General features: G+C 62.9%; 16 protein-coding genes. 12 read left to right on the top strand and 4 right to left on the bottom strand.

Annotation, left to right across the window (positions count from 1 at the left end; all coding sequences use genetic code 11):
• Positions 1-58: 58 nt before the first annotated feature.
• From PspS35_RS11930 to PspS35_RS11920, 3 genes are all read left to right on the top strand, one after another.
• Positions 59-2,002: a methyl-accepting chemotaxis protein gene (locus PspS35_RS11930; RefSeq protein ID WP_159934661.1), complete on the top strand. Its 1,944-nt coding sequence runs from the start codon at positions 59-61 to the stop codon at positions 2,000-2,002.
• A 241-nt stretch (positions 2,003-2,243) separates the two neighbouring features.
• A complete protein-coding gene (locus PspS35_RS11925; protein WP_159934659.1) occupies positions 2,244-4,652 on the top strand; it encodes a glucose/quinate/shikimate family membrane-bound PQQ-dependent dehydrogenase in 2,409 nt (802 codons plus the stop codon).
• Between the two features lie 54 nt (positions 4,653-4,706).
• Positions 4,707-5,972, top strand: a complete 1,266-nt coding sequence (locus PspS35_RS11920; protein ID WP_159934657.1) for a carbohydrate porin — start codon at positions 4,707-4,709, stop codon at positions 5,970-5,972.
• A gap of 6 nt (positions 5,973-5,978) precedes the next feature.
• Here PspS35_RS11920 and rpiB read toward each other — a convergent pair whose 3' ends face one another.
• Entirely contained in the window at positions 5,979-6,464 is a 486-nt protein-coding gene (gene rpiB, locus PspS35_RS11915) for a ribose 5-phosphate isomerase B (RefSeq protein ID WP_202982128.1), read from the bottom strand.
• A 250-nt stretch (positions 6,465-6,714) separates the two neighbouring features.
• On the opposite strand from rpiB, the gene PspS35_RS11910 reads away from it, so the two are divergent.
• From PspS35_RS11910 to dhaL, 5 genes are read left to right on the top strand one after another with little or no spacing between them, the layout of a single operon-like run.
• Positions 6,715-8,202 (top strand): sugar ABC transporter ATP-binding protein, encoded by a 1,488-nt coding sequence (locus PspS35_RS11910; protein ID WP_159934655.1) that lies wholly within the window; start codon positions 6,715-6,717, stop codon positions 8,200-8,202.
• The gene (locus PspS35_RS11905; protein ID WP_159934653.1) at positions 8,199-9,176 is read left to right on the top strand and encodes an ABC transporter permease; all 978 of its coding nucleotides are present in this window, start codon (positions 8,199-8,201) and stop codon (positions 9,174-9,176) included. The genes PspS35_RS11910 and PspS35_RS11905 overlap by 4 nt, the downstream gene beginning before the upstream one ends.
• A gap of 14 nt (positions 9,177-9,190) precedes the next feature.
• Positions 9,191-9,949 (top strand): SDR family oxidoreductase, encoded by a 759-nt coding sequence (locus PspS35_RS11900; RefSeq protein WP_159934651.1) that lies wholly within the window; start codon positions 9,191-9,193, stop codon positions 9,947-9,949.
• Positions 9,950-9,982: 33 nt separating this feature from the next.
• Positions 9,983-10,984, top strand: coding sequence for a dihydroxyacetone kinase subunit DhaK (locus tag PspS35_RS11895; RefSeq protein WP_159934649.1), 1,002 nt, complete (start codon positions 9,983-9,985; stop codon positions 10,982-10,984).
• A 3-nt stretch (positions 10,985-10,987) separates the two neighbouring features.
• Positions 10,988-11,635, top strand: a complete 648-nt coding sequence (dhaL, locus tag PspS35_RS11890; RefSeq protein ID WP_159934647.1) for a dihydroxyacetone kinase subunit DhaL — start codon at positions 10,988-10,990, stop codon at positions 11,633-11,635.
• On the opposite strand, the gene PspS35_RS11885 is transcribed toward dhaL, so the two are convergent.
• The gene (locus PspS35_RS11885) at positions 11,632-12,609 is read right to left on the bottom strand and encodes a sugar-binding transcriptional regulator (protein WP_159934645.1); all 978 of its coding nucleotides are present in this window, start codon (positions 12,607-12,609) and stop codon (positions 11,632-11,634) included. The genes dhaL and PspS35_RS11885 overlap by 4 nt on opposite strands.
• Positions 12,610-12,680: 71 nt before the next feature.
• The gene (locus PspS35_RS11880; RefSeq protein ID WP_159934643.1) at positions 12,681-13,853 is read right to left on the bottom strand and encodes a XylR family transcriptional regulator; all 1,173 of its coding nucleotides are present in this window, start codon (positions 13,851-13,853) and stop codon (positions 12,681-12,683) included.
• Between the two features lie 139 nt (positions 13,854-13,992).
• Between PspS35_RS11880 and xylA the strand changes: the two genes are divergently transcribed.
• Positions 13,993-15,309, top strand: a complete 1,317-nt coding sequence (gene xylA, locus PspS35_RS11875) for a xylose isomerase (RefSeq protein WP_159934641.1) — start codon at positions 13,993-13,995, stop codon at positions 15,307-15,309.
• 172 nt (positions 15,310-15,481) lie between these two features.
• Here xylA and PspS35_RS30040 read toward each other — a convergent pair whose 3' ends face one another.
• The gene (locus PspS35_RS30040; RefSeq protein ID WP_174244803.1) at positions 15,482-15,619 is read right to left on the bottom strand and encodes a hypothetical protein; all 138 of its coding nucleotides are present in this window, start codon (positions 15,617-15,619) and stop codon (positions 15,482-15,484) included.
• On the opposite strand from PspS35_RS30040, the gene xylF reads away from it, so the two are divergent.
• Genes xylF through PspS35_RS11860 form a run of 3 tightly spaced genes read left to right on the top strand, consistent with a single transcriptional unit; the run spans position 15,610 to position 19,301 of the window.
• Positions 15,610-16,611: a D-xylose ABC transporter substrate-binding protein gene (gene xylF, locus PspS35_RS11870; RefSeq protein ID WP_159934639.1), complete on the top strand. Its 1,002-nt coding sequence runs from the start codon at positions 15,610-15,612 to the stop codon at positions 16,609-16,611. The genes PspS35_RS30040 and xylF overlap by 10 nt on opposite strands.
• Before the next feature lie 5 nt (positions 16,612-16,616).
• A complete protein-coding gene (gene xylG, locus PspS35_RS11865; protein ID WP_174244802.1) occupies positions 16,617-18,164 on the top strand; it encodes a D-xylose ABC transporter ATP-binding protein in 1,548 nt (515 codons plus the stop codon).
• Positions 18,165-19,301 carry a sugar ABC transporter permease gene (locus tag PspS35_RS11860; protein ID WP_159934635.1) on the top strand — a complete coding sequence of 379 codons (1,137 nt, stop codon included), beginning with the start codon at positions 18,165-18,167 and terminating at the stop codon, positions 19,299-19,301. It abuts the gene before it with no gap.
• Positions 19,302-19,306: the final 5 nt, after the last annotated feature.

Raw genomic sequence — 19,306 nt, 5'->3', positions numbered from 1 at the left:
CGACGCTCTGCGCTACCCACTGCCTTGCCAAAACTATAAATACTCCGCAGGTGAAGTCATGAATATCAAGCAGAAGCTGACCTGGGCGTTCGCGGCTATCGCGTGCGTCCCCGTCATCCTGGTCGCCGTGTTGGTAGTGTTGAACCTGCGCGAGGGGGCCCAGGCCAATTTCCTCGACAGCAGCGGCCGCGAGATCCGCCAGATCGACAATGGCATGAAGCAGTTTTTCGACGGCATCAGCCAGAACGTCGACTTTATGGCCAAGGACCCGCGCGTTATCGCGGCCAAGGGTCTGAAGAGCTACGCCGGCGCCGACGCCGCACAGATTCCCCTCACGCCCACCAACAAAGAACTGCTGGATATCTTCGACCAATTCGCCAAAAGCCATCCGAGCACCGCCTACCTGTCCTTGGGCCTAAGCGATGGTGGTTACGCCAGCTGGCCGGACGACACCAAACTTAACAACTACGACCCACGCGTGCGCCCTTGGTACAAAGCCGCCATCGCCGCACCGGGCGCTACCGTGCGCACTGGCGCCTATTACTGGGCGCCGGACGACGTCGTATTGATCGGCACCGTGCACACCGTCGCCGATGCCACTGGCAACATCCTGGGCGTGGTTGGCCTGGACGTGTCGCTCAAGCAGCTCACCGAGCTGGTGCGCAACATCAAGCTGGGCGACAGCGGCTACCTGATGCTGGTGGAAGCCAACGGCAACGTGCTGGTAGACCCCAGCGATGCCAAGCATAACTTCAAGCCCCTGGCCGACCTGGGCCCCAACTACGCCGAACTGTCCAAGCGCGGCGACGGTGTGACCCAGATCGACATCGACGGCGTGGCCTACATGGCCAACGTGGTCAGTTCCAAAGACCTGGGCTGGCGCTTTATCGGCCTGATCAAACGTGACGAAGTGATGGCCGGCGCCACCAGCCTCACCTGGCTGATCGCAGCAATTGCCGCCGCGCTGGCGGTGGTCTTTGCGATTGTCGGGGCCAGTTTCGCCAGCGTCATCGTGCGTCCGATCCGTGGCGTGGCCGAGGGCCTGCAAGAAATCGCCGAAGGCGAAGGCGACCTCACGCGCCAACTCAAGGTACAGGGCAAGGACGAAACCGCCACCCTCGCGGGCTGGTTCAACCAGTTCCTGAGCATGATTGCGCAGTTGGTGCAGCGCATCGGCAACGCCTCCTCCGACCTGCAAACCGCCGCCGCCGACACCAGTGAAGTGGCCAACAATATGAACCAGGCCGCCGGTCGCCAGCGTGAAGCGGTGGAGCTGGTGAGCACTGCGTTCAACGAAATGGTCGCCACTGCCAACGAAGTCGCACGCTCGTGCAGCGCCGCAGCCACCAGTGCCGACGAAGGCTACCGCGACGTGCACGACGGCCAGCACCACATCGGCGAAGCCACCGGCAGTGTGCTCAAGCTCAGCGAAGACCTGCAGAAGTCGACCCAGACCATGCAACTGCTGGAGCAGGACAGCCAGAACATCAACACCATCCTCGACACCATCCGCTCGATTGCCGAGCAGACCAACCTGCTGGCACTCAACGCCGCGATTGAAGCCGCACGTGCCGGTGACCAGGGCCGCGGCTTCGCCGTGGTAGCCGACGAAGTCCGCGCCCTGGCGCGCCGTACGGCGGATTCCACCGGTGAAATCGACAGCCTGCTGGGCAACCTCGCCCGCCGCACCCAGGAAGTCACGCAGCAGATGCAAGGTAGCCTGCTGGTGTCCCACACCAGCGTGGAACGCATCCAGCAGGCCCGCGACAGCTTCGACAAGATCCGTGGTTCGGTGGACTCGATCCGCGACCAGAACACCCAGATCGCCACGGCCGCCGAGGAGCAGCACCAAGTGGCCGAAGAGATCAACCGCCACATCGCGCAGATCCATGCCGATGCACAACTGGTCGAAGGCTTCGCCCACTCGGCGCAGACTGGGTCAGGTCGTTTGACGGATATTTCCGGTCAGCTCAAGGGGTTGGTGGGCCGGTTCAAGTTCTAAGCAGCTTCAACGTCGAGGCAGAATGCAGGATCGAGTTTGCTCGCGCCCACATTCTGCCTCGACGTACGCCTCCCGCCAAAATCAGCAAAGCGACCTACACTCCCCCCCACACACGCGACATTTAGCCTCAGCCCATCATCGCAGCACCTGTAATAGTCTATTGCAGGACTCTAATGTACTAACCAGTTACTTATCTTGCTAAAATCGCGTCTTTGCCCTCTCACATTCGAGTCCTTTCGACATGAAACGAGCATCGCGCGCCACTGGCGCCTCTAGATTCTTACTGCTGGGCCTGGGCGTTATCATCGCCCTGCTCGGCCTCGCCCTCGCCGTCGGCGGCGCCAAATTGGTCAGCCTGGGCGGTTCCTGGTACTTCCTGATCGGCGGCGTGGCGATGGCGCTTGCCGGGCTGTTGATTGCCCGCAGCAAACCGGCCGGCGCGTGGTTGTTTGCCGCGTTCCTGGTCGGCACAGCCATTTGGGCCGTGGCGGATGTGGGCCTGGTGTTCTGGCCGCTGTTCTCGCGCGTGTTCATGTTTGCAGCCATCGGCATGGTCGTGGCGCTGGTGTATCCGCTGCTGGTCGGCAAGCCTGCACGCGGTGCCTATGGCGTCGCTGCCGTGTTGGCGGTCGGCGTGGCGGTGGCAGCGGGCAATATGTTTGTCGCCCACCCAAGCGTCGCCCCGACCGGTGCCGGCCCAGGCGTCACGCCCGTGGCTGCGGCCGATGCGCAGAAAGATTGGGCGCACTACGGCAACACCGAAGGCGGCAGCCGTTTTGCGGCGCTGGACCAGATCAACCGCGACACCGTCAACACGCTCAAAGTCGCCTGGACCTACCACACCGGTGACGTGGCGATCAGCGACGGCAACGGCGCCGAAGATCAACTGACGCCCCTGCAGATCGGCAACAAAGTGTTCATCTGCACGCCGCACAACAACCTGATCGCCCTTGACGCCGACACCGGCAAAGAGCTGTGGAAGAACGAAGTCAACGCCAAATCGGCGGTGTGGCAGCGTTGCCGTGGCATGGCGTACTTCGATGCCAGCGCGCCGATTGCCCAACCGACCCAGCCCAACAGCTCGCCGATCATTGCGGCCACGGTTGCGCCCGGTGCGCAGTGCCAGCGTCGCCTGCTGACCAACACCATTGATGCACGCCTGATCGCGGTCGATGCCGACACCGGTAAATTCTGCGAAGACTTCGGCACCCACGGCCAAGTGGATTTGAAAGCCGGCCTGGGCAATGTGCCAGACAGCTACTACCAGCTCTCCTCCGCCCCATTGATCGCCGGCACCACCGTTGTCGTCGGCGGCCGTGTCGCGGATAACGTGCAGACCGACATGCCAGGCGGCGTGATCCGTGGTTTTGACGTGATCAGCGGCCAAATGCGCTGGGCCTTCGACCCGGGCAACCCGCAAGACAAACAGGCCCCGACTGGCGACAGCACCTATGTGCGCAGCACGCCGAACAGCTGGGCGCCGATGTCCTACGACCCGCGGATGAACACGATTTTCCTGCCGATGGGCAGCTCGTCCACCGACATCTACGGCGTAGAGCGCACCCAGCTCAACCACAAATACGGCGCCTCGGTACTGGCCCTGGATGCCTCCAGCGGTGCTGAAAAGTGGGTCTACCAGACCGTCCACAACGACCTGTGGGACTTCGACCTGCCGATGCAGCCGAGCCTGATCGACTTCACCCCACCGGGCAGTGACAAGGCTGTACCCGCGGTGGTGATCGGCACCAAGGCCGGGCAGATCTATGTGCTCGACCGCGCCACCGGCCAACCACTGACTGACGTAAAAGAAGTCCCGGTCAAGGCGGCCAACATCCCCAACGAGCCGTACTCGCCGACCCAGCCTAAATCGGTGGGCATGCCGCAGATCGGCGCACAGACCCTGACTGAATCGGACATGTGGGGCGCCACCCCGTACGATCAGTTGCTGTGCCGCATCGACTTCAAAGGCATGCGCTACGACGGCCTGTATACCGCGCCGGGCACCGATAAATCCCTGAGCTTCCCCGGCTCCCTGGGCGGCATGAACTGGGGCAGTATTTCCACCGACCCGGTGCACGGCTTTATCTTCGTCAACGACATGCGCCTGGGCCTGTGGATCCAGATGGTGCCGGCGCAGAAAAATGCCCAAACCTCGTCCGGTGGCGAAGCGCTGAACACCGGCATGGGCGCCGTGCCGCTCAAAGGCACACCGTATGCGGTGAACAAAAACCGCTTCCTGTCGGTGGCCGGCATTCCGTGCCAGGCGCCGCCATTCGGCACCCTGACCGCTATCGACATGAAGACTCAGAAGGTCGCCTGGCAAGTACCCGTCGGCACCGTTGAAGACACCGGCCCGCTGGGCATCCGCATGCACCTGCCGATCAAGATCGGCCTGCCGACCCTCGGCGGCACGCTGTCGACCCAGGGCGGCCTGATCTTTATCGCCGGCACCCAGGACTTCTACCTGCGCGCCTTCAACAGCGGCAACGGTGATGAAGTCTGGAAAGCCCGCCTGCCCGTCGGCAGCCAAGGTGGCCCGATGACCTATGTGTCGCCAAAAACCGGCAAGCAGTACGTGGTCATCACCGCCGGCGGTGCACGCCAGTCCACTGACCGTGGCGACTATGTGATCGCCTACGCCCTGCCATAACCCCTCCAGGCGCGGTGCACCCTGCACCGCGCCTTCTGCTTTGGAAAACCCCGCATGACCCCCTCTTCTCATCTTTCCCTTGGGCGCCTGTTGCTGGGCGTGGCCTTGAGCGCCGCCCTGCCCGCTCAAGCCGATGACACCACCCTGACCGGCGACTGGGGCGGCCTGCGCCGCGAGCTGGAAGACAGCGGCGTACGCTTGACCGGCGACTACAGCGGCGAAACCGCCTACAACGCCCAGGGCGGCCAGCACCGTTCGGCACGCTACTCACAAAACCTCAAGCTGGGTGTGCAGTTCAACCTGGGCAAGCTCTACGGCTTCACCCACGGCGACCGCATCCAGGTCACCGTCAATGACCGTCGCGGCAACAGCGCGTCCGAAGACCTGGTGGGCAACCGCCTGCCGATCCAGGAAAACTACGGCGGGCTCTACACCCGCCTTACCGAGCTGAGCTACGAGCGCACGCTGTTCACCCCGGCGCTCAACGTCAAGCTCGGCTACATGGCCATGGGCAATGACCTCGGCGGCCTCGACAGCGGCATTTTGTGCAACTTCATGAACGCGGGTTTCTGCGGGCACCCGCTGAACATGTCCGGCGGCAGCGGCTGGACCAATTACCCCAACGCACGACTGGGCGCACGGGTCAAATACGACCTCTCGCCCGCCTGGCAACTGCGGGTGGCCGCGTTCAATGTCGACCCCGACAGCAACGGCGACTCCAGCCGCGCCTGGAAACTGAGCCCCAAGCACACCACCGGCACCGTGGTGCCGATCGAACTGGTGTACAAACACGCAGGCACCCTGCCGGGCGAGTACAAGCTGGGCTATTACTACGACAGCTCCGACGTCAAACGCATCGGCAGCGATGAGAAGGTCAGCGGTCGCGGCGGCCACTACCTGCTGATCGACCAGGCGGTGTGGGCATCCGACTCATCCGCCGGCCGCGTGTTGCACGCCTTCGGCCAATACTCCGCCGCCAGTGAAGCCGCGTCGCCGTTCAGCAAGTGGTATGGCGCGGGCGTGGTGCTGTACAAACCGTTTGAAGGCCGACCGCGCGACACCCTCGCCTTGGGCTATGGCCGCGCCGTACCGAACCCGCGCAGCCGTGACGTACAGGAACTGGCGGCGTTCAATGCAGGCGCCACCTACCCGAACCTCGACAACGCCGAACAACTGATCGAACTCAGTTACGGCTACCAGGCCACGCCCTGGCTGACCCTGCGCCCGGATGTGCAATACATCATCGAGCCGGGGGCGTTTTCGGGGGACGACATCGATAACGCACTGGTCCTGGGCCTACAGGTAAAAGCCGTGTTCTGAACCGGTTCAGGCGTCGGTGGGCGGCAACGCCCTGTTCGCCTGTTCGAGCGCAGCAATGCGCTCGACTTTTGCCCCGGAGCGCTCCGCTTCGAATTCCGACTCCAGAAACACTTTGACGATGCCCTTGGCCACCTCCGGCCCGATCACCCGCGCACCGATGGACAGGATCTGCGCATCGTTGCTCTTGCGCGCCCGCTCTGCCGAATAGGTATCGTGAGCCTGGGCCGCCCGCACGCCCTTGATCTTGTTGGCTGAAATCGCCATGCCGATGCCCGTGCCGCAAATCAACACGCCCAAACGCTGCTCACCCGCGCCCACCGCCGTCGCCACGGCCACCGCGATGTCGGGATACAACACCGGGCTGGACGAATAGCAGCCAAAATCCTGCGTGCGATAACCCAGGGCTTCGATGTAAGCCTTGAGCAATTCCTTGAGTTCAAAGCCGGCCTCGTCGCAACCGATGGCCACTGAAAACATTGCGTGTGCACCCATAACTGTCTCTCCGTCGCCGCCAATCCGATCATATGATCACCATGTGAAAATATGCACAATCATTAGCGGGCGATAGGCCCTCCGCTGTCAAGACCTATTTAAACGACAATCAAGCAAAAATCCGCAAAACCTTCACAGGGTCATGCCCCGAACCATTGACAAGTGGGCGCCCAGCGGTTTAAACATATGATCACTATCCGATCATATGATCAGGTGGCACTAATAAGAAAATCAGCAAGAGGACACACCGATGGCCACGCCATTACTGCTCCAGGCTGAACATGTTTCCAAGGCCTATGCGGGGGTCCCGGCCCTGCGCGATGGGCGCCTCTCCCTGCGCGCTGGCAGCGTGCACGCCCTGTGCGGCGGCAACGGCGCCGGCAAATCGACCTTCCTCAGTATCTTGATGGGCATCACCCAGCGTGACGGCGGCAGCATTCTGCTCAACGGCCGGCCGGTGCAGTTCCACCGTCCCAGTGAAGCCCTGGCGGCCGGTGTGGCGATGATCACCCAGGAGCTGGAACCTATCCCCTACATGACCGTGGCCGAGAATATCTGGCTGGGCCGCGAACCCCGGCGCGCCGGTTGTATCGTCGACAGCAAGGCACTCAACCAACGCACCCGCGAGCTGCTGCAGAGCCTGGAGTTCGAGGTCGACGCCACCAGCCCGATGCACCGCCTGAGCGTGGCGCAGATCCAGTTGGTGGAAATCGCCAAGGCGTTCAGCCATGACTGCCAAGTGATGATCATGGACGAGCCCACCTCGGCCATCGGCGAACGCGAAGCCGAAACCCTGTTCAAGGCCATCCGCCGCCTCACCGCCCGTGGCGCGGGGATCATCTATGTGTCGCACCGCCTCAGTGAACTGGCGCAGATCGCCGATGACTACAGCATCTTTCGCGACGGCGCCTTTGTGGAAAGCGGACGCATGGCTGATATCGACCGTGCGCACCTGGTGCGCGGCATCGTTGGCCAGGAGCTGCAACGCATCGACCACAAGGTCGGCCGCGAATGCACCGCCCACACCTGCCTGGACGTCAGCGGCCTAAGCCGCGATGGCGAGTTCCAGGACATCAGCCTGCAACTGCGCCAGGGCGAGATCCTTGGCATCTACGGGCTGATGGGCTCGGGGCGCAGCGAATTCCTCAACTGCCTGTACGGCCTCACGTTGCCGGATGCCGGCAGCGCCACGCTGCGCGGCCAGCCACTGCCCACCGGCACCCCGGCCGCGACGATTCGCGCCGGTATGTCGCTGGTCACCGAAGACCGTAAAGACAGCGGCCTGGTGCTTAGCGCGAGCATCCTGGCGAACATCGCACTCTCGGCGTACAAACAGCTGTCGAGCTGGTCGGTGATCAATACCCGCAAGGAAAACGCCCTGGCCCAACGCCTGGTCAAGCGCCTGCAGATCAAGGTCTCGTCCCTGGATTTGCCGGTGGAATCCATGAGCGGCGGCAACCAGCAAAAGGTGGTGCTTGCCAAATGCCTGTCGACCCAGCCGATCTGCCTGCTCTGCGACGAGCCGACGCGTGGCATCGATGAGGGCGCCAAACAAGAGATCTACCACCTGCTCGATGAGTTTGTGCGCGCTGGCGGCGCGGCCATCGTGGTCTCGTCCGAAGCGCCGGAGCTGCTGCACCTGAGTGACCGCATCGCGGTGTTCAAAGGCGGCCGGCTGGTGACCGTCAGCACCGACACCGCCCTTTCCCAGGAAGCCTTGTTGAGTCTTGCCTCATGAATAGCAAAGTCATTGCCGCCCCCGTCATCGCCCCGTCGCGCAGCCGCCTGCGCCTGTCCCTCGACCGCTTCGGCCTGCCGCTGGTGTTTGTGCTGCTGTGTGTGGTGATGGCGTTTTCCAGCGAGTACTTCATGACCTGGCGCAATTGGATGGACATCCTGCGCCAGACTTCCATCAACGGGATCCTGGCCGTAGGCATGACCTACGTGATTCTGACCAAGGGCATCGACCTGTCAGTGGGTTCGATCCTGGCGTTTGCCGGGCTGTGCAGCGCACTGGTCGCCACCCAGGGCTACGGCCTGCTGGCGGCGGTCAGCGCCGGGATGTTTGCCGGGGCGATGCTTGGCGTGGTCAACGGCTTCATGGTCGCCAACCTGTCGATCCCGCCCTTCGTCGCCACCCTCGGCATGCTCAGCGTGGCCAGGGGCATGACGTTTATCCTCAACGATGGCAGCCCGGTCACCGACCTGCCCGACACCTTCCTGGCGATGGGCATCGGCAAGCTCGGGCCTATTGGCATCCCGATCATCATCTTTGCGGTGGTCGCGCTGATCTTCTGGATGGTGCTGCGCTACACCACCTATGGCCGCTATGTGTACGCGGTGGGCGGCAATGAAAAAAGCGCGCGCACCTCCGGCATCGGCGTACGCAAGGTGACGTTCTCGGTGTATGTGATCTCCGGCCTGCTGGCGGGGCTGGCCGGCGTGGTGCTGGCTGCGCGCACCACCTCGGCCCTGCCCCAGGCGGGGGTGTCTTATGAACTGGACGCGATTGCCGCGGTGGTGATCGGCGGCACCAGCCTCTCCGGTGGCACCGGCAGCATTGTCGGCACGCTATTCGGCGCCCTGCTGATCGGTGTGATCAACAACGGCTTGAACCTGCTCGGGGTGTCTTCGTATTACCAACAAGTGGCCAAGGGGTTGATCATCGTGCTGGCGGTGTTGATCGATGTCTGGCGCAAGAAAAAACGCTAAGTGGAGTGCATGCAATGTCCAATTTCTGGAACCAGGCGTTCGACCTCAGCGGCCGTTGCGCCGTGATCACCGGCGGCGCCGCCGGCATCGGCCTGGCCTGCGCCAGCCTGCTGGTGGAACGCGGCGCCAAAGTGGCGTTACTGGACCGCGACCCTGCAGTGGTGGACGTGGCTGCCGGCCTTGGCGCCGGCAACATCGGGCTGGTCGCCGACCTGCGCCGGCTCGACTCGGTGCAGGCGGCGGTCGACCAGGCCCACGCCGGGCTCGGGCGCATCGACTACCTGGTCAACAGCGCGGGCGTGGCCGTGCTCGACAAGGCGCTGCAGGTGAGTGAAGACGCCTGGGACACCACCCTGGATATCAACCTCAAGGCCAGTTTCTTCGTGGCCCAGGCCTGTGCCCGCTACATGATCGAGCAAGGCGGTGGGCGCATCGCCAACCTCGCCTCCCAGGCCGCCGTGATCGGGCTGGACCGGCATGTGGCCTACTGCGCGAGCAAAGCTGCGGTGGTCGGCATGACCAAGGTGCTGGCGATGGAATGGGCACCCCACGGCATCAACGTCAACGCCGTTTCACCGACCATCGTCGAAACCGCCCTGGGCAAGAAAGCCTGGGCCGGCGAGCTGGGGGAGCGGGCCAAATTGCAGATTCCGGTGGGGCGTTTCGCCCAGTCCGAGGAAATCGCCGGGCTGGTGCTCTACTTGGTCAGCGACGCGGCCAAGATGATCACCGGCGAAAACGTGGTGATCGACGGCGGCTACAGCATTCAGTAACCAGGCTTCTAATAAGAACAAAAGGAAGACGGCATGAATCGAGTCATTAACGATCCGGACCTGGTGGTTGAGGACATGCTCGCGGGCATCCTCCTGGCGCACCCGGAACTGGTACAGCACGAGAGCAATCCACGGGTCATTCGCAAGGGCAAACCCTCACCGGCCGGCCAGGTGGGCATCGTCACCGGCGGCGGCTCCGGGCATGAGCCGGCATTCCTTGGCTACGTCGGTCCAGGCCTGGTGGACGCCGTGGCCGTCGGTGAGGTTTTCTCCTCGCCCACCGCCAAGAGCTTCTTCGATGCGTTCCGCGCCGCCGACCAGGGCGCGGGCGTAGCGTGCCTGTACGGCAACTACGCCGGCGACAATATGAACGTGAAGCTGGCAATGAAAATGGCCGCCAGCAAAGACATGAGCATCCGCACCGTGGTGGCCAACGATGACGTTGCCTCCGCGCCACTGGCCGATATCGCCAAGCGGCGCGGCGTGGCCGGGGAGATCTTCATGTGGAAGATCGGGGGTGCGGCCGCCGCCCAGGGTTACGACCTCGACGGCGTGATCCGCGTGGTACAGAAGGCCGTGGACCAATGCCGCTCCATCGGCGTGGGCCTGACGCCCTGCACCATCGCGGCAGTGGGCAAGCCGAACTTCCAGATCGCCGACGGCCTGATGGAATTGGGCATCGGCCATCATGGCGAGCCGGGCATCGAAGTGGTGCCGGTGGAATCCGCTGCCGCCATGGCCGAACGCATGCTCGCGCCGATCCTGGCCGACCGTGATTTCACCAAGGACCAGAGCGTGGCAGTGCTGGTCTCGGGCCTGGGCGCCACACCGGTGATGGAGCTGTACATTTTTTACGCCGAGGTCGCGCAGCGACTGCGCGCCAAGGGCCTGCAAATCCACCGCTGCTACGTGGGCAATTACTTCACGTCCCTGGAAATGATGGGCGTGACCCTCACCGTGCTCGGGCTGGATGCCGAGCTGAGCACCTTGATCGACCAACCTTGCCGGTCCATCGGCATGACCCAGTCGGAGTGACGCATGAGCGAACATTTCCCCAGCAATAGCGGCAGTGCCATCGTCACCCAACTGGTGTCGATCATCGTCGCCAACCGCGAGTACCTCAGCGAGGTGGACGGCGCCATCGGCGACGGCGACCACGGCATCAACATGGCCAAGGGGTTTTCCCGCTGTGGCAAGACCCTGCAAGGCCGCGAGCTGTCCCTGGCCGAGGCCCTCGACGAACTGACCCTGGCGCTGATGGAAGGCATCGGCGGCTCTATGGGCCCACTGTACGGCAGCCTGTTTATCGGCATGGCCGACGAAGTGCGCGGCCGCGACGACATCGATGCAGCGACGTTCGCCCGGCTGCTGCGCGGTGGGCTGACCTCACTGCAAGACATCACCGAAGCGGGCGTGGGCGACAAGTGCATGATGGACACGCTGATCCCGGCCGTTGAGGCGTTCGAGCAGGCCCAGGCCAGCGGAGCATCGTTTGCCCAGGCCTTGGGCCGACTGAAAAGCGCAGCGTCCCAGGGCCGCGATTCCACCCGCGACCTGGTGGCGAAAATCGGTCGCGCCAGCCGCCTCGGTGAGCGCTCCCTGGGGGTCCTGGATGCCGGTGCGGTGTCGTGCTGCCTGATCCTCACCAACCTCGCCGAGTCCGTCGAGGCCCAGTTGCAAACTTAACGACGCGTGGCGTCATCCAGGGCGAGGATCGTGTAGGCATTCGACACGGTCGTCGCCAGCGTGTTGATCACCCCGGAGCGCAACGCGCCCAGGGTGGCGGCGGCCTTGGTGTTTTCGCTGGCGATCGCCACCACGTCCGGAATGCGCACCAGCTCCTGCACCGTCAGGCCGATCACCCGGCCTTGCAAGGTGTTGACCGCCGGCTGACCGTGGATGTCGATAAAGTCGTAGCCCATCATGTCGCCCACCGTGCCGGACACCCGCGCCTGGGCAATTTCCTGGGGCGAGAACCACCCCATGCGCACCATGTTGCTGTTCTCGCTCATGTCACCGATCCCGATCAAGGCGATATCGGCGCGGCGCGCGCGGTCCAGGGTCGAGCGCACGGTGTCGTTGTTGATCAGCACACTGCGCAGTTCGGGGTTGGCCACCAGGGCCGGGGCGTAGAGGGTTTCGCTCTCGGCGCCAAAGCGCAGGGCCAGGCGCCGGCAGATATGGTCGGGGTTCATGTATTCGCCGGCCTTGAGCGAGCCGCCGATGGCGCACACAAAGGTACAATTGCGCGTCACCGGCAGGAACACATTCTCGGCTACCGCGCCCACATTGCGGCCCATGCCTACGGCGATGATCATGCCGTCGCCGAGGGTTTTGTTCAGGTAGTTGGCCACCAGGCTCGCGACCGCCGAGCGTTGGGTGTCGGGGTCGCTGTGGTCTACCGCAATCAACGCACGATCGAGCTGGAAACGCTCGACCAACGCCTGCTCCAGCTCGGTGTTCAAGGCCGGATGCTGCAGTACCCGCACCTCCACCACCCCTTCATCACGGGCGCGCTTGAGCAGCCGGCTGACCTTGACCCGGGACAGGTCGAAGCGCTTGGCGATGGCTTCCTGGGTGATGTTGTCGAGGTAATAAAGCATGGCCACTTCAGTCATCAGGTCGATGTCGCTGGCGGCACGCTGGGCACTGTCGGTCATGTGAGCTTCCATTTTCGCCACAAAAAACCATTCTCCCTAGTCTGTGCGGTGCAAGTCCAGCGGGGAATGCGCTAAGTGCCCTGCTGATACTCGCGCGGTGTACAGCCAAACTCGCGGCGGAACACGGTGTGCAGGTACTGCGCCGATTTGAAGCCGCACTGTTGCGCAATCTCGGCAATCGCCGAATCGCCGTGCTCCAGCCCCTTGGCCGCCGCGGCAAGTTTGAACCGCAAAATCTCATCGTGCACGCTGCACCCGCGGGCCTTGCGAAAATGCGACTCCAACGATGACCGCGATACGCCGACGTAAGCCGCGACCTGGGCGGTCTTGATGCCCTGGCAGGCGTATTGGCGGATAAACAGTAGCGCCTGCATCACATACGGGTTGCCCAAGGGCTGATGCAGGCTGGAGGCCTGGACGTTAATGGCCTCCGGCGGCACCAGGATTTGCACCCCGGCGCAGGGCTTGCCGTGCAGCATCTGGTGCAACAGCGCGGCGGCCGTACGGCCCATGGTTTCGGTGCCCTGGATCACCGAGCTCAAGGGGACGCGTGTGAGGGTGCGGGTCAGAGGGTCGTTGTCGATGCCAATCAACGCCACTTGCTCCGGCACGGCAATACCGGCGGTGAGGCACGCTTGCAGCAACTGCCGGGCGCGGGCATCGGTGACGGCGATGATGCCGATGGGTTTGGGCAGGCTGTGCAACCAGGCGATCTGCTGCTCCACCGCGCTGTCCCACAGCGGCGCGCTGGTGCCCAGGCCACGGTACACCTCCACGTGCAAACCATCGCGCTGCATCAAGCGGCGAAAAGCTTTTTCGCGCTCCTGGGCCCAGCGGTTGGCCTGGGCTTCGGGCAGGCTGAAACAGGCAAAACGCGCCAACCCGGCCTCGATCAGGTGCTCGTAGGCCAGCTTCATCAACCCATAATTGTCAGTGGCCACATAGGGAATGCCCTTCGGATAGGCGCGCCCATCCTCATAGGAACCGCCCACTGCCACCACCGGCAGCTTGCTGCCAGCCAACGCCTCGCCGATCAGCGGGTCGTCGAAGTCGGCAATGATGCCGTCACCGTGCCAACGCTCGATGCCTTTGAGGCGGCACAGAAAATCCTCTTCCAGAAACAAGTCCCACGAAGCTCGGGTGCTGCTCAGGTAATTGCCGATGCCGCTGATGATGCCACGGTCGTAGATTTTGCTGCCGTTGAATAGCAGGGCAATGCGGTGCACGGGCGGTAGGGTTTTCATTGTTTTTATCCTGAGGCCGGTCGCGACAGACTAGCCCTCGCTGCACAAAATCGCACTACGCCTTGGTGATTTTCATAATCAGCAGGCCCGATGCCGTTGCTAGTATCGAGACACCGCCAAGAACAATAAGGAAAACGCCATGCCGTACTTCCCCGGTGTCGAGAAGGTTCGCTTCGAAGGCCCCAGCAGCGACTCCCCCCTCGCCTTTCGCCATTACGACGCCAATAAAATCATCCTCGGCAAACCGATGCGCGAGCACCTGCGCATGGCGGCCTGTTATTGGCATACCTTCGTATGGCCGGGTGCGGATATGTTCGGCGTGGGCACCTTCAAGCGGCCGTGGCAGCGCAGCGGCGATCCGATGGAACTGGCCATCGGCAAGGCGGATGCCGCCTTTGAGTTTTTCGCCAAGCTGGGCATCGACTACTACAGCTTTCACGACACCGATGTGGCCCCCGAGGGCAGTTCGCTCAAGGAATACCGCGCGCACTTCGCGCAAATGGTCGATCACCTGGAGCGCCACCAGGAACAGACCGGCATCAAGCTGTTATGGGGCACCGCCAATTGCTTCAGCAACCCGCGCTTTGCCGCCGGTGCCGCGAGCAACCCGGACCCGGAAGTGTTCGCCTACGCCGCCGCCCAGGTGTTCAGTGCAATGAACGCCACCCTGCGACTCAAGGGTTCCAATTATGTGCTGTGGGGCGGTCGTGAAGGCTATGAAACCCTGCTCAACACCGACCTCAAGCGCGAACGCGAACAGCTCGGGCGCTTTATGCGCATGGTGGTGGAGCACAAGCACAAGATCGGCTTTACGGGCGACCTGCTGATCGAGCCCAAGCCCCAGGAGCCAACCAAGCACCAATACGATTACGACAGCGCCACGGTGTTCGGCTTCCTGCACGAGTACGGCCTGGAACAAGAGATCAAGGTGAATATCGAGGCCAACCACGCGACGCTGGCCGGGCACAGCTTCCATCACGAGATTGCCACCGCCGTGTCCCTCGGCATCTTCGGCAGCATCGACGCCAACCGTGGCGACCCGCAAAACGGCTGGGACACCGACCAGTTCCCCAACAGCGTCGAGGAGATGACCCTGGCCACCTATGAAATTCTCAAGGCTGGCGGGTTCAAGAACGGCGGCTATAACTTTGATTCCAAGGTACGGCGCCAGAGCCTGGATGACGTGGACTTGTTCCATGGGCATGTGGCGGCGATGGATGTACTGGCGCTGGCGCTGGAGCGTGCGGCGGCGATGGTGCAGAACGACCGGTTGCAGCAGTTCAAGGACCAGCGTTATGCCGGCTGGCAACAGCCGCTGGGCCAGGCGGTGCTGGCCGGTGAGTTCAGCCTGGCGTCGCTGGCCGAGCACGCGTTTACCCAGGAGCTGAACCCGCAGGCGGTGAGTGGGCGGCAGGAGATGCTTGAAGGCGTTGTAAACCGGTTTATCTACACCTGACCGATGTTGTGCACTTTCGGTTGTGGCTGCAGTTGGGGTTGTGGTTGTGGTGAGCGGGCTTGCCCCGCGCTGGGGCGCGAAGCGGCCCCAAACCAGACGACACAATTTTACCTGACTCACCGCGGTGCCTGACTTCAGGGCCGCTTCGCAGCCCAGCGCGGGGCAAGCCCGCTCACCACAACAGCAACAACAGCAACAACAGCAACAACAGCAACAACAGCAACAACAGCAACAACAGCAACAACAGCAACAACAGTGTTCGGCTAGAGTCTTCCAACAACAATAAAAGGACGCACCAACATGAAGTCATTCAAACGCACCCTGCTCGCCACGGCCCTGGCCTTGCTCGCCCTGCCGGTCATGGCCGACCCCGCCCACCCGAAAATCGGTTTTTCCATCGACGACCTGCGCCTTGAACGCTGGTCCCGCGACCGAGACTACTTTGTCGCCGCCGCGCAAAAGCTCGACGCCAAAGTCTTCGTGCAATCGGCCGATGCCAACGAGCAAAAGCAGATTTCGCAGATTGAAAACTTGATCTCCCGTGGCGTCGATGTGATCGTCATCGTGCCGTTCAACGCCACCGTGCTGACCAACGCGGTAGCCGAAGCCAAGAAAGCCGGGATCAAGGTGGTGTCCTATGACCGCCTGATTCTCAACGCGGACATCGACGCCTACATCTCCTTCGATAACGAAAAAGTCGGCGAAATGCAGGCCAGCGGTGTGCTGCAAGCCGCGCCCAAGGGCAACTATTTCCTGCTCGGCGGCGCCCCCACCGACAACAACGCCAAGGTACTGCGCGAAGGCCAGATGAAGGTGCTGCAACCGGCCATCGACAAGGGCGATATCAAGGTGGTCGGCCAGCAGTGGGTCAAGGAATGGAACCCCACCGAAGCCCTGAGCATCGTCGAAAACGCCCTGACGCGGAACAACAACCAGATCGACGCCATCGTCGCCTCCAACGACGCCACTGCCGGTGGCGCGATCCAGGCCCTGGCCGCGCAGAAACTGGCGGGCAAGGTGCCGATCTCCGGGCAGGATGCCGACCTCGCCGCCATCAAGCGGGTGATCGACGGCACCCAGACCATGACCGTGTACAAGCCGCTCAAGCTGATCGCCACCGAAGCCGCCAAGCTCTCGGTGCAACTGGCACGCAGCGAGAAGCCCACCTACAGCTCGCAGTACGACAATGGCAGCAAGAAAGTCGACACCATCCTGCTCACCCCGACCCCGTTGACCAAGGCCAATATCGATCTGTTGGAGAAGGACGGGTTCTATACCAAAGAGCAGATTGCCGGGCAGTGACCGTCATGGGCGACTACCTGCTGCAAATGAAGGGCATCGTCAAAACCTTTGGCGGTGTCAACGCGCTGAACGGCATCGACATCACCGTGCGGCCGGGGGAATGTGTCGGCCTGTGCGGTGAGAACGGCGCCGGTAAATCGACCTTGATGAAGGTGCTGTCAGCGGTCTACCCCTATGGCACCTGGGAGGGCGAAATCCTCTGGGACGGGCAACCGCTCAAGGCCCAGTCCATCAGCGAAACCGAGGCCGCCGGCATCGTGATCATTCACCAGGAACTGACCCTGGTGCCCGACCTGTCGGTGGCCGAGAATATCTTCATGGGCCACGAGCTGACCCTGCCCGGCGGACGCATGAACTACCCGGCGATGCTCCACCGCGCCGAAGCGTTGATGCGTGAACTCAAGGTGCCGGACATGAACGTCGCGCTGCCGGTGTCGCAATACGGCGGCGGCTACCAGCAACTGGTGGAAATCGCCAAGGCGCTCAATAAAAAAGCGCGCCTGCTGATTCTCGACGAGCCCTCCTCGGCCCTGACCCGCTCGGAAATCGAGGTGCTGCTCGACATCATCCAGGGGCTCAAGGCCAAGGGTGTGGCCTGCGTGTACATCTCCCACAAGCTCGATGAAGTGGCGGCGGTGTGCGACACCATTGCGGTGATCCGCGACGGCAAGCACATCGCGACCACAGCCATGGCCGACATGGACATCCCGCGCATCATCACGCAAATGGTCGGCCGAGAAATGAGCAACCTCTACCCCACCGAGCCCCATGACATCGGCGAGGTGATCTTCGAGGCTCGCAACGTCACCTGCTATGACGTCGACAACCCCAAGCGCAAGCGCGTCGACGATATTTCCTTCGTGCTCAAGCGTGGTGAAATCCTCGGCATCGCCGGGCTGGTGGGCGCCGGGCGTACAGAGTTGGTGTCGGCATTGTTCGGCGCCTACCCCGGCCGCTACAGCGCCGAGGTGTGGCTGGACGGCCAACTGATCGACACGCGCACGCCGCTCAAATCGATCCGCGCCGGGCTGTGCATGGTGCCCGAGGACCGCAAGCGCCAAGGCATCATTCCCGACCTGGGAGTAGGCCAGAACATCACCCTGGCGATCCTCGACACTTATGCGCACATGACCCGCATCGACGCCGAAGCCGAGCTGGGCAGCATCGACCAGCAGATCGCACGCATGCACCTCAAGACCTCCAGCCCGTTCTTGCCGATCACCAGCCTGTCCGGGGGCAATCAACAAAAGGCCGTGCTGGCGAAAATGCTCATGGCCAAGCCCAAGGTGCTGATCCTCGACGAGCCCACGCGCGGGGTGGACGTGGGCGCCAAGTACGAGATCTACAAACTGATGGGCGCGCTGGCGGCCGAAGGTGTGGCGATCATCATGGTGTCTTCGGAACTGGCCGAAGTGCTCGGCGTGTCCAACCGCGTGCTGGTGATCGGCGACGGCCAACTGCGTGGCGATTTCATCAACGAAGGGCTCACCCAGGAACAGGTGCTCGCCGCCGCGCTCAGCCACAACAACAATAATGATCGGAAGACCGCGTAGATGAATCAGCTCAAACAGCTGTTTACCCGCTACAAAATGCTCGCCCTGGTGATCGCCGTGGCGGTGATCTGGCTGTTTTTCAGCTGGCAGACCGAGGGCGGTTTTCTTACCCCGCGCAACCTGTCGAACCTGCTGCGCCAGATGGCGATCACCGGGATTCTGGCCTGCGGCATGGTGCTGGTGATTATCAGCGGCGAGATCGATTTGTCGGTGGGCTCGTTGCTGGGGTTGCTGGGCGGGTTGGCGGCGATCCTGGATGTGGTCTATCACATCCCACTGCTGGCCAATCTCAGCCTGGTGGCGCTGTGCGGGCTGATGATCGGGTTGGCCAACGGCTACATGACAGCTTATCTGCGCATTCCCTCGTTTATCGTCGGGTTGGGCGGCATGCTGGCGTTTCGCGGGATTCTGCTGGGCATCACCGGCGGCACCACCATTGCGCCGGTGTCGCCATCGTTGGTGTACGTGGGCCAGGGGTATTTGCCGCACACAGTGGGCATTGGCCTTGGGGTTCTGCTGTTTGCGCTGACGCTGTTTTTGACCTGGAAACAACGGCGCAACCGTGCGCTGCACGGGCTGGCCGCGCATTCCCTGATGCGTGATGTGTTACGCGTCGGGGTGATCGGCGCGGTACTCGCCGGGTTCGTCACCACCCTCAACAGCTACGACGGCATTCCCGTGCCGGTGCTGCTGTTGCTGGTGCTGCTCGGTGTGTTCAGCTACGTCACCAGCCAGACCGTGTTCGGCCGTCGCGTCTACGCGGTGGGCAGCAACATGGAAGCCACGCGCCTGTCGGGCATCAATGTGCAGGCGGTGAAATTGTGGATCTTCGGCATCATGGGCGTGATGTGCGCACTGGCCGGCCTGGTCAACACCGCGCGCCTCGCTGCGGGCTCACCGTCGGCGGGCAATATGGGCGAACTGGATGCCATCGCTGCGTGCTTTATTGGTGGCACGTCGATGCGCGGTGGTTCGGGCACGGTGTATGGCGCATTGCTCGGGGCGTTGGTGATTACCAGCCTGGATAACGGCATGTCGATGCTGGATGTGGACAGTTACTGGCAGATGATCGTCAAGGGCAGCATTCTGGTGCTGGCGGTGTGGGTGGACGTGAGTACGCGAGCGGGGCGGCGCTGAACACC

The organism is Pseudomonas sp. S35, from assembly GCF_009866765.1.
Taxonomy (GTDB): Bacteria; Pseudomonadota; Gammaproteobacteria; order Pseudomonadales; family Pseudomonadaceae; genus Aquipseudomonas.
The sequence above is the reverse complement of the archived record's forward strand: the minus strand, read 5'-3'. Positions and strand labels throughout refer to the sequence as shown.

What these genes read in the sequence shown, in the direction of transcription:
- xylG (WP_174244802.1), top strand. Translation starts at nt 16,617, where the DNA reads ATGGGCGACTACCTGCTGCAAATGAAGGGCATCGTCAAAACCTTTGGC.
- dhaL (WP_159934647.1), top strand. Translation starts at nt 10,988, where the DNA reads ATGAGCGAACATTTCCCCAGCAATAGCGGCAGTGCCATCGTCACCCAA.
- PspS35_RS11895 (WP_159934649.1), top strand. Translation starts at nt 9,983, where the DNA reads ATGAATCGAGTCATTAACGATCCGGACCTGGTGGTTGAGGACATGCTC.
- xylA (WP_159934641.1), top strand. Translation starts at nt 13,993, where the DNA reads ATGCCGTACTTCCCCGGTGTCGAGAAGGTTCGCTTCGAAGGCCCCAGC.
- PspS35_RS11925 (WP_159934659.1), top strand. Translation starts at nt 2,244, where the DNA reads ATGAAACGAGCATCGCGCGCCACTGGCGCCTCTAGATTCTTACTGCTG.
- PspS35_RS30040 (WP_174244803.1), bottom strand. Translation starts at nt 15,619, where the DNA reads ATGACTTCATGTTGGTGCGTCCTTTTATTGTTGTTGGAAGACTCTAGC.
- PspS35_RS11900 (WP_159934651.1), top strand. Translation starts at nt 9,191, where the DNA reads ATGTCCAATTTCTGGAACCAGGCGTTCGACCTCAGCGGCCGTTGCGCC.
- xylF (WP_159934639.1), top strand. Translation starts at nt 15,610, where the DNA reads ATGAAGTCATTCAAACGCACCCTGCTCGCCACGGCCCTGGCCTTGCTC.
- PspS35_RS11905 (WP_159934653.1), top strand. Translation starts at nt 8,199, where the DNA reads ATGAATAGCAAAGTCATTGCCGCCCCCGTCATCGCCCCGTCGCGCAGC.
- rpiB (WP_202982128.1), bottom strand. Translation starts at nt 6,464, where the DNA reads ATGGGTGCACACGCAATGTTTTCAGTGGCCATCGGTTGCGACGAGGCC.
- PspS35_RS11860 (WP_159934635.1), top strand. Translation starts at nt 18,165, where the DNA reads ATGAATCAGCTCAAACAGCTGTTTACCCGCTACAAAATGCTCGCCCTG.
- PspS35_RS11880 (WP_159934643.1), bottom strand. Translation starts at nt 13,853, where the DNA reads ATGAAAACCCTACCGCCCGTGCACCGCATTGCCCTGCTATTCAACGGC.
- PspS35_RS11885 (WP_159934645.1), bottom strand. Translation starts at nt 12,609, where the DNA reads ATGACCGACAGTGCCCAGCGTGCCGCCAGCGACATCGACCTGATGACT.
- PspS35_RS11910 (WP_159934655.1), top strand. Translation starts at nt 6,715, where the DNA reads ATGGCCACGCCATTACTGCTCCAGGCTGAACATGTTTCCAAGGCCTAT.
- PspS35_RS11930 (WP_159934661.1), top strand. Translation starts at nt 59, where the DNA reads ATGAATATCAAGCAGAAGCTGACCTGGGCGTTCGCGGCTATCGCGTGC.
- PspS35_RS11920 (WP_159934657.1), top strand. Translation starts at nt 4,707, where the DNA reads ATGACCCCCTCTTCTCATCTTTCCCTTGGGCGCCTGTTGCTGGGCGTG.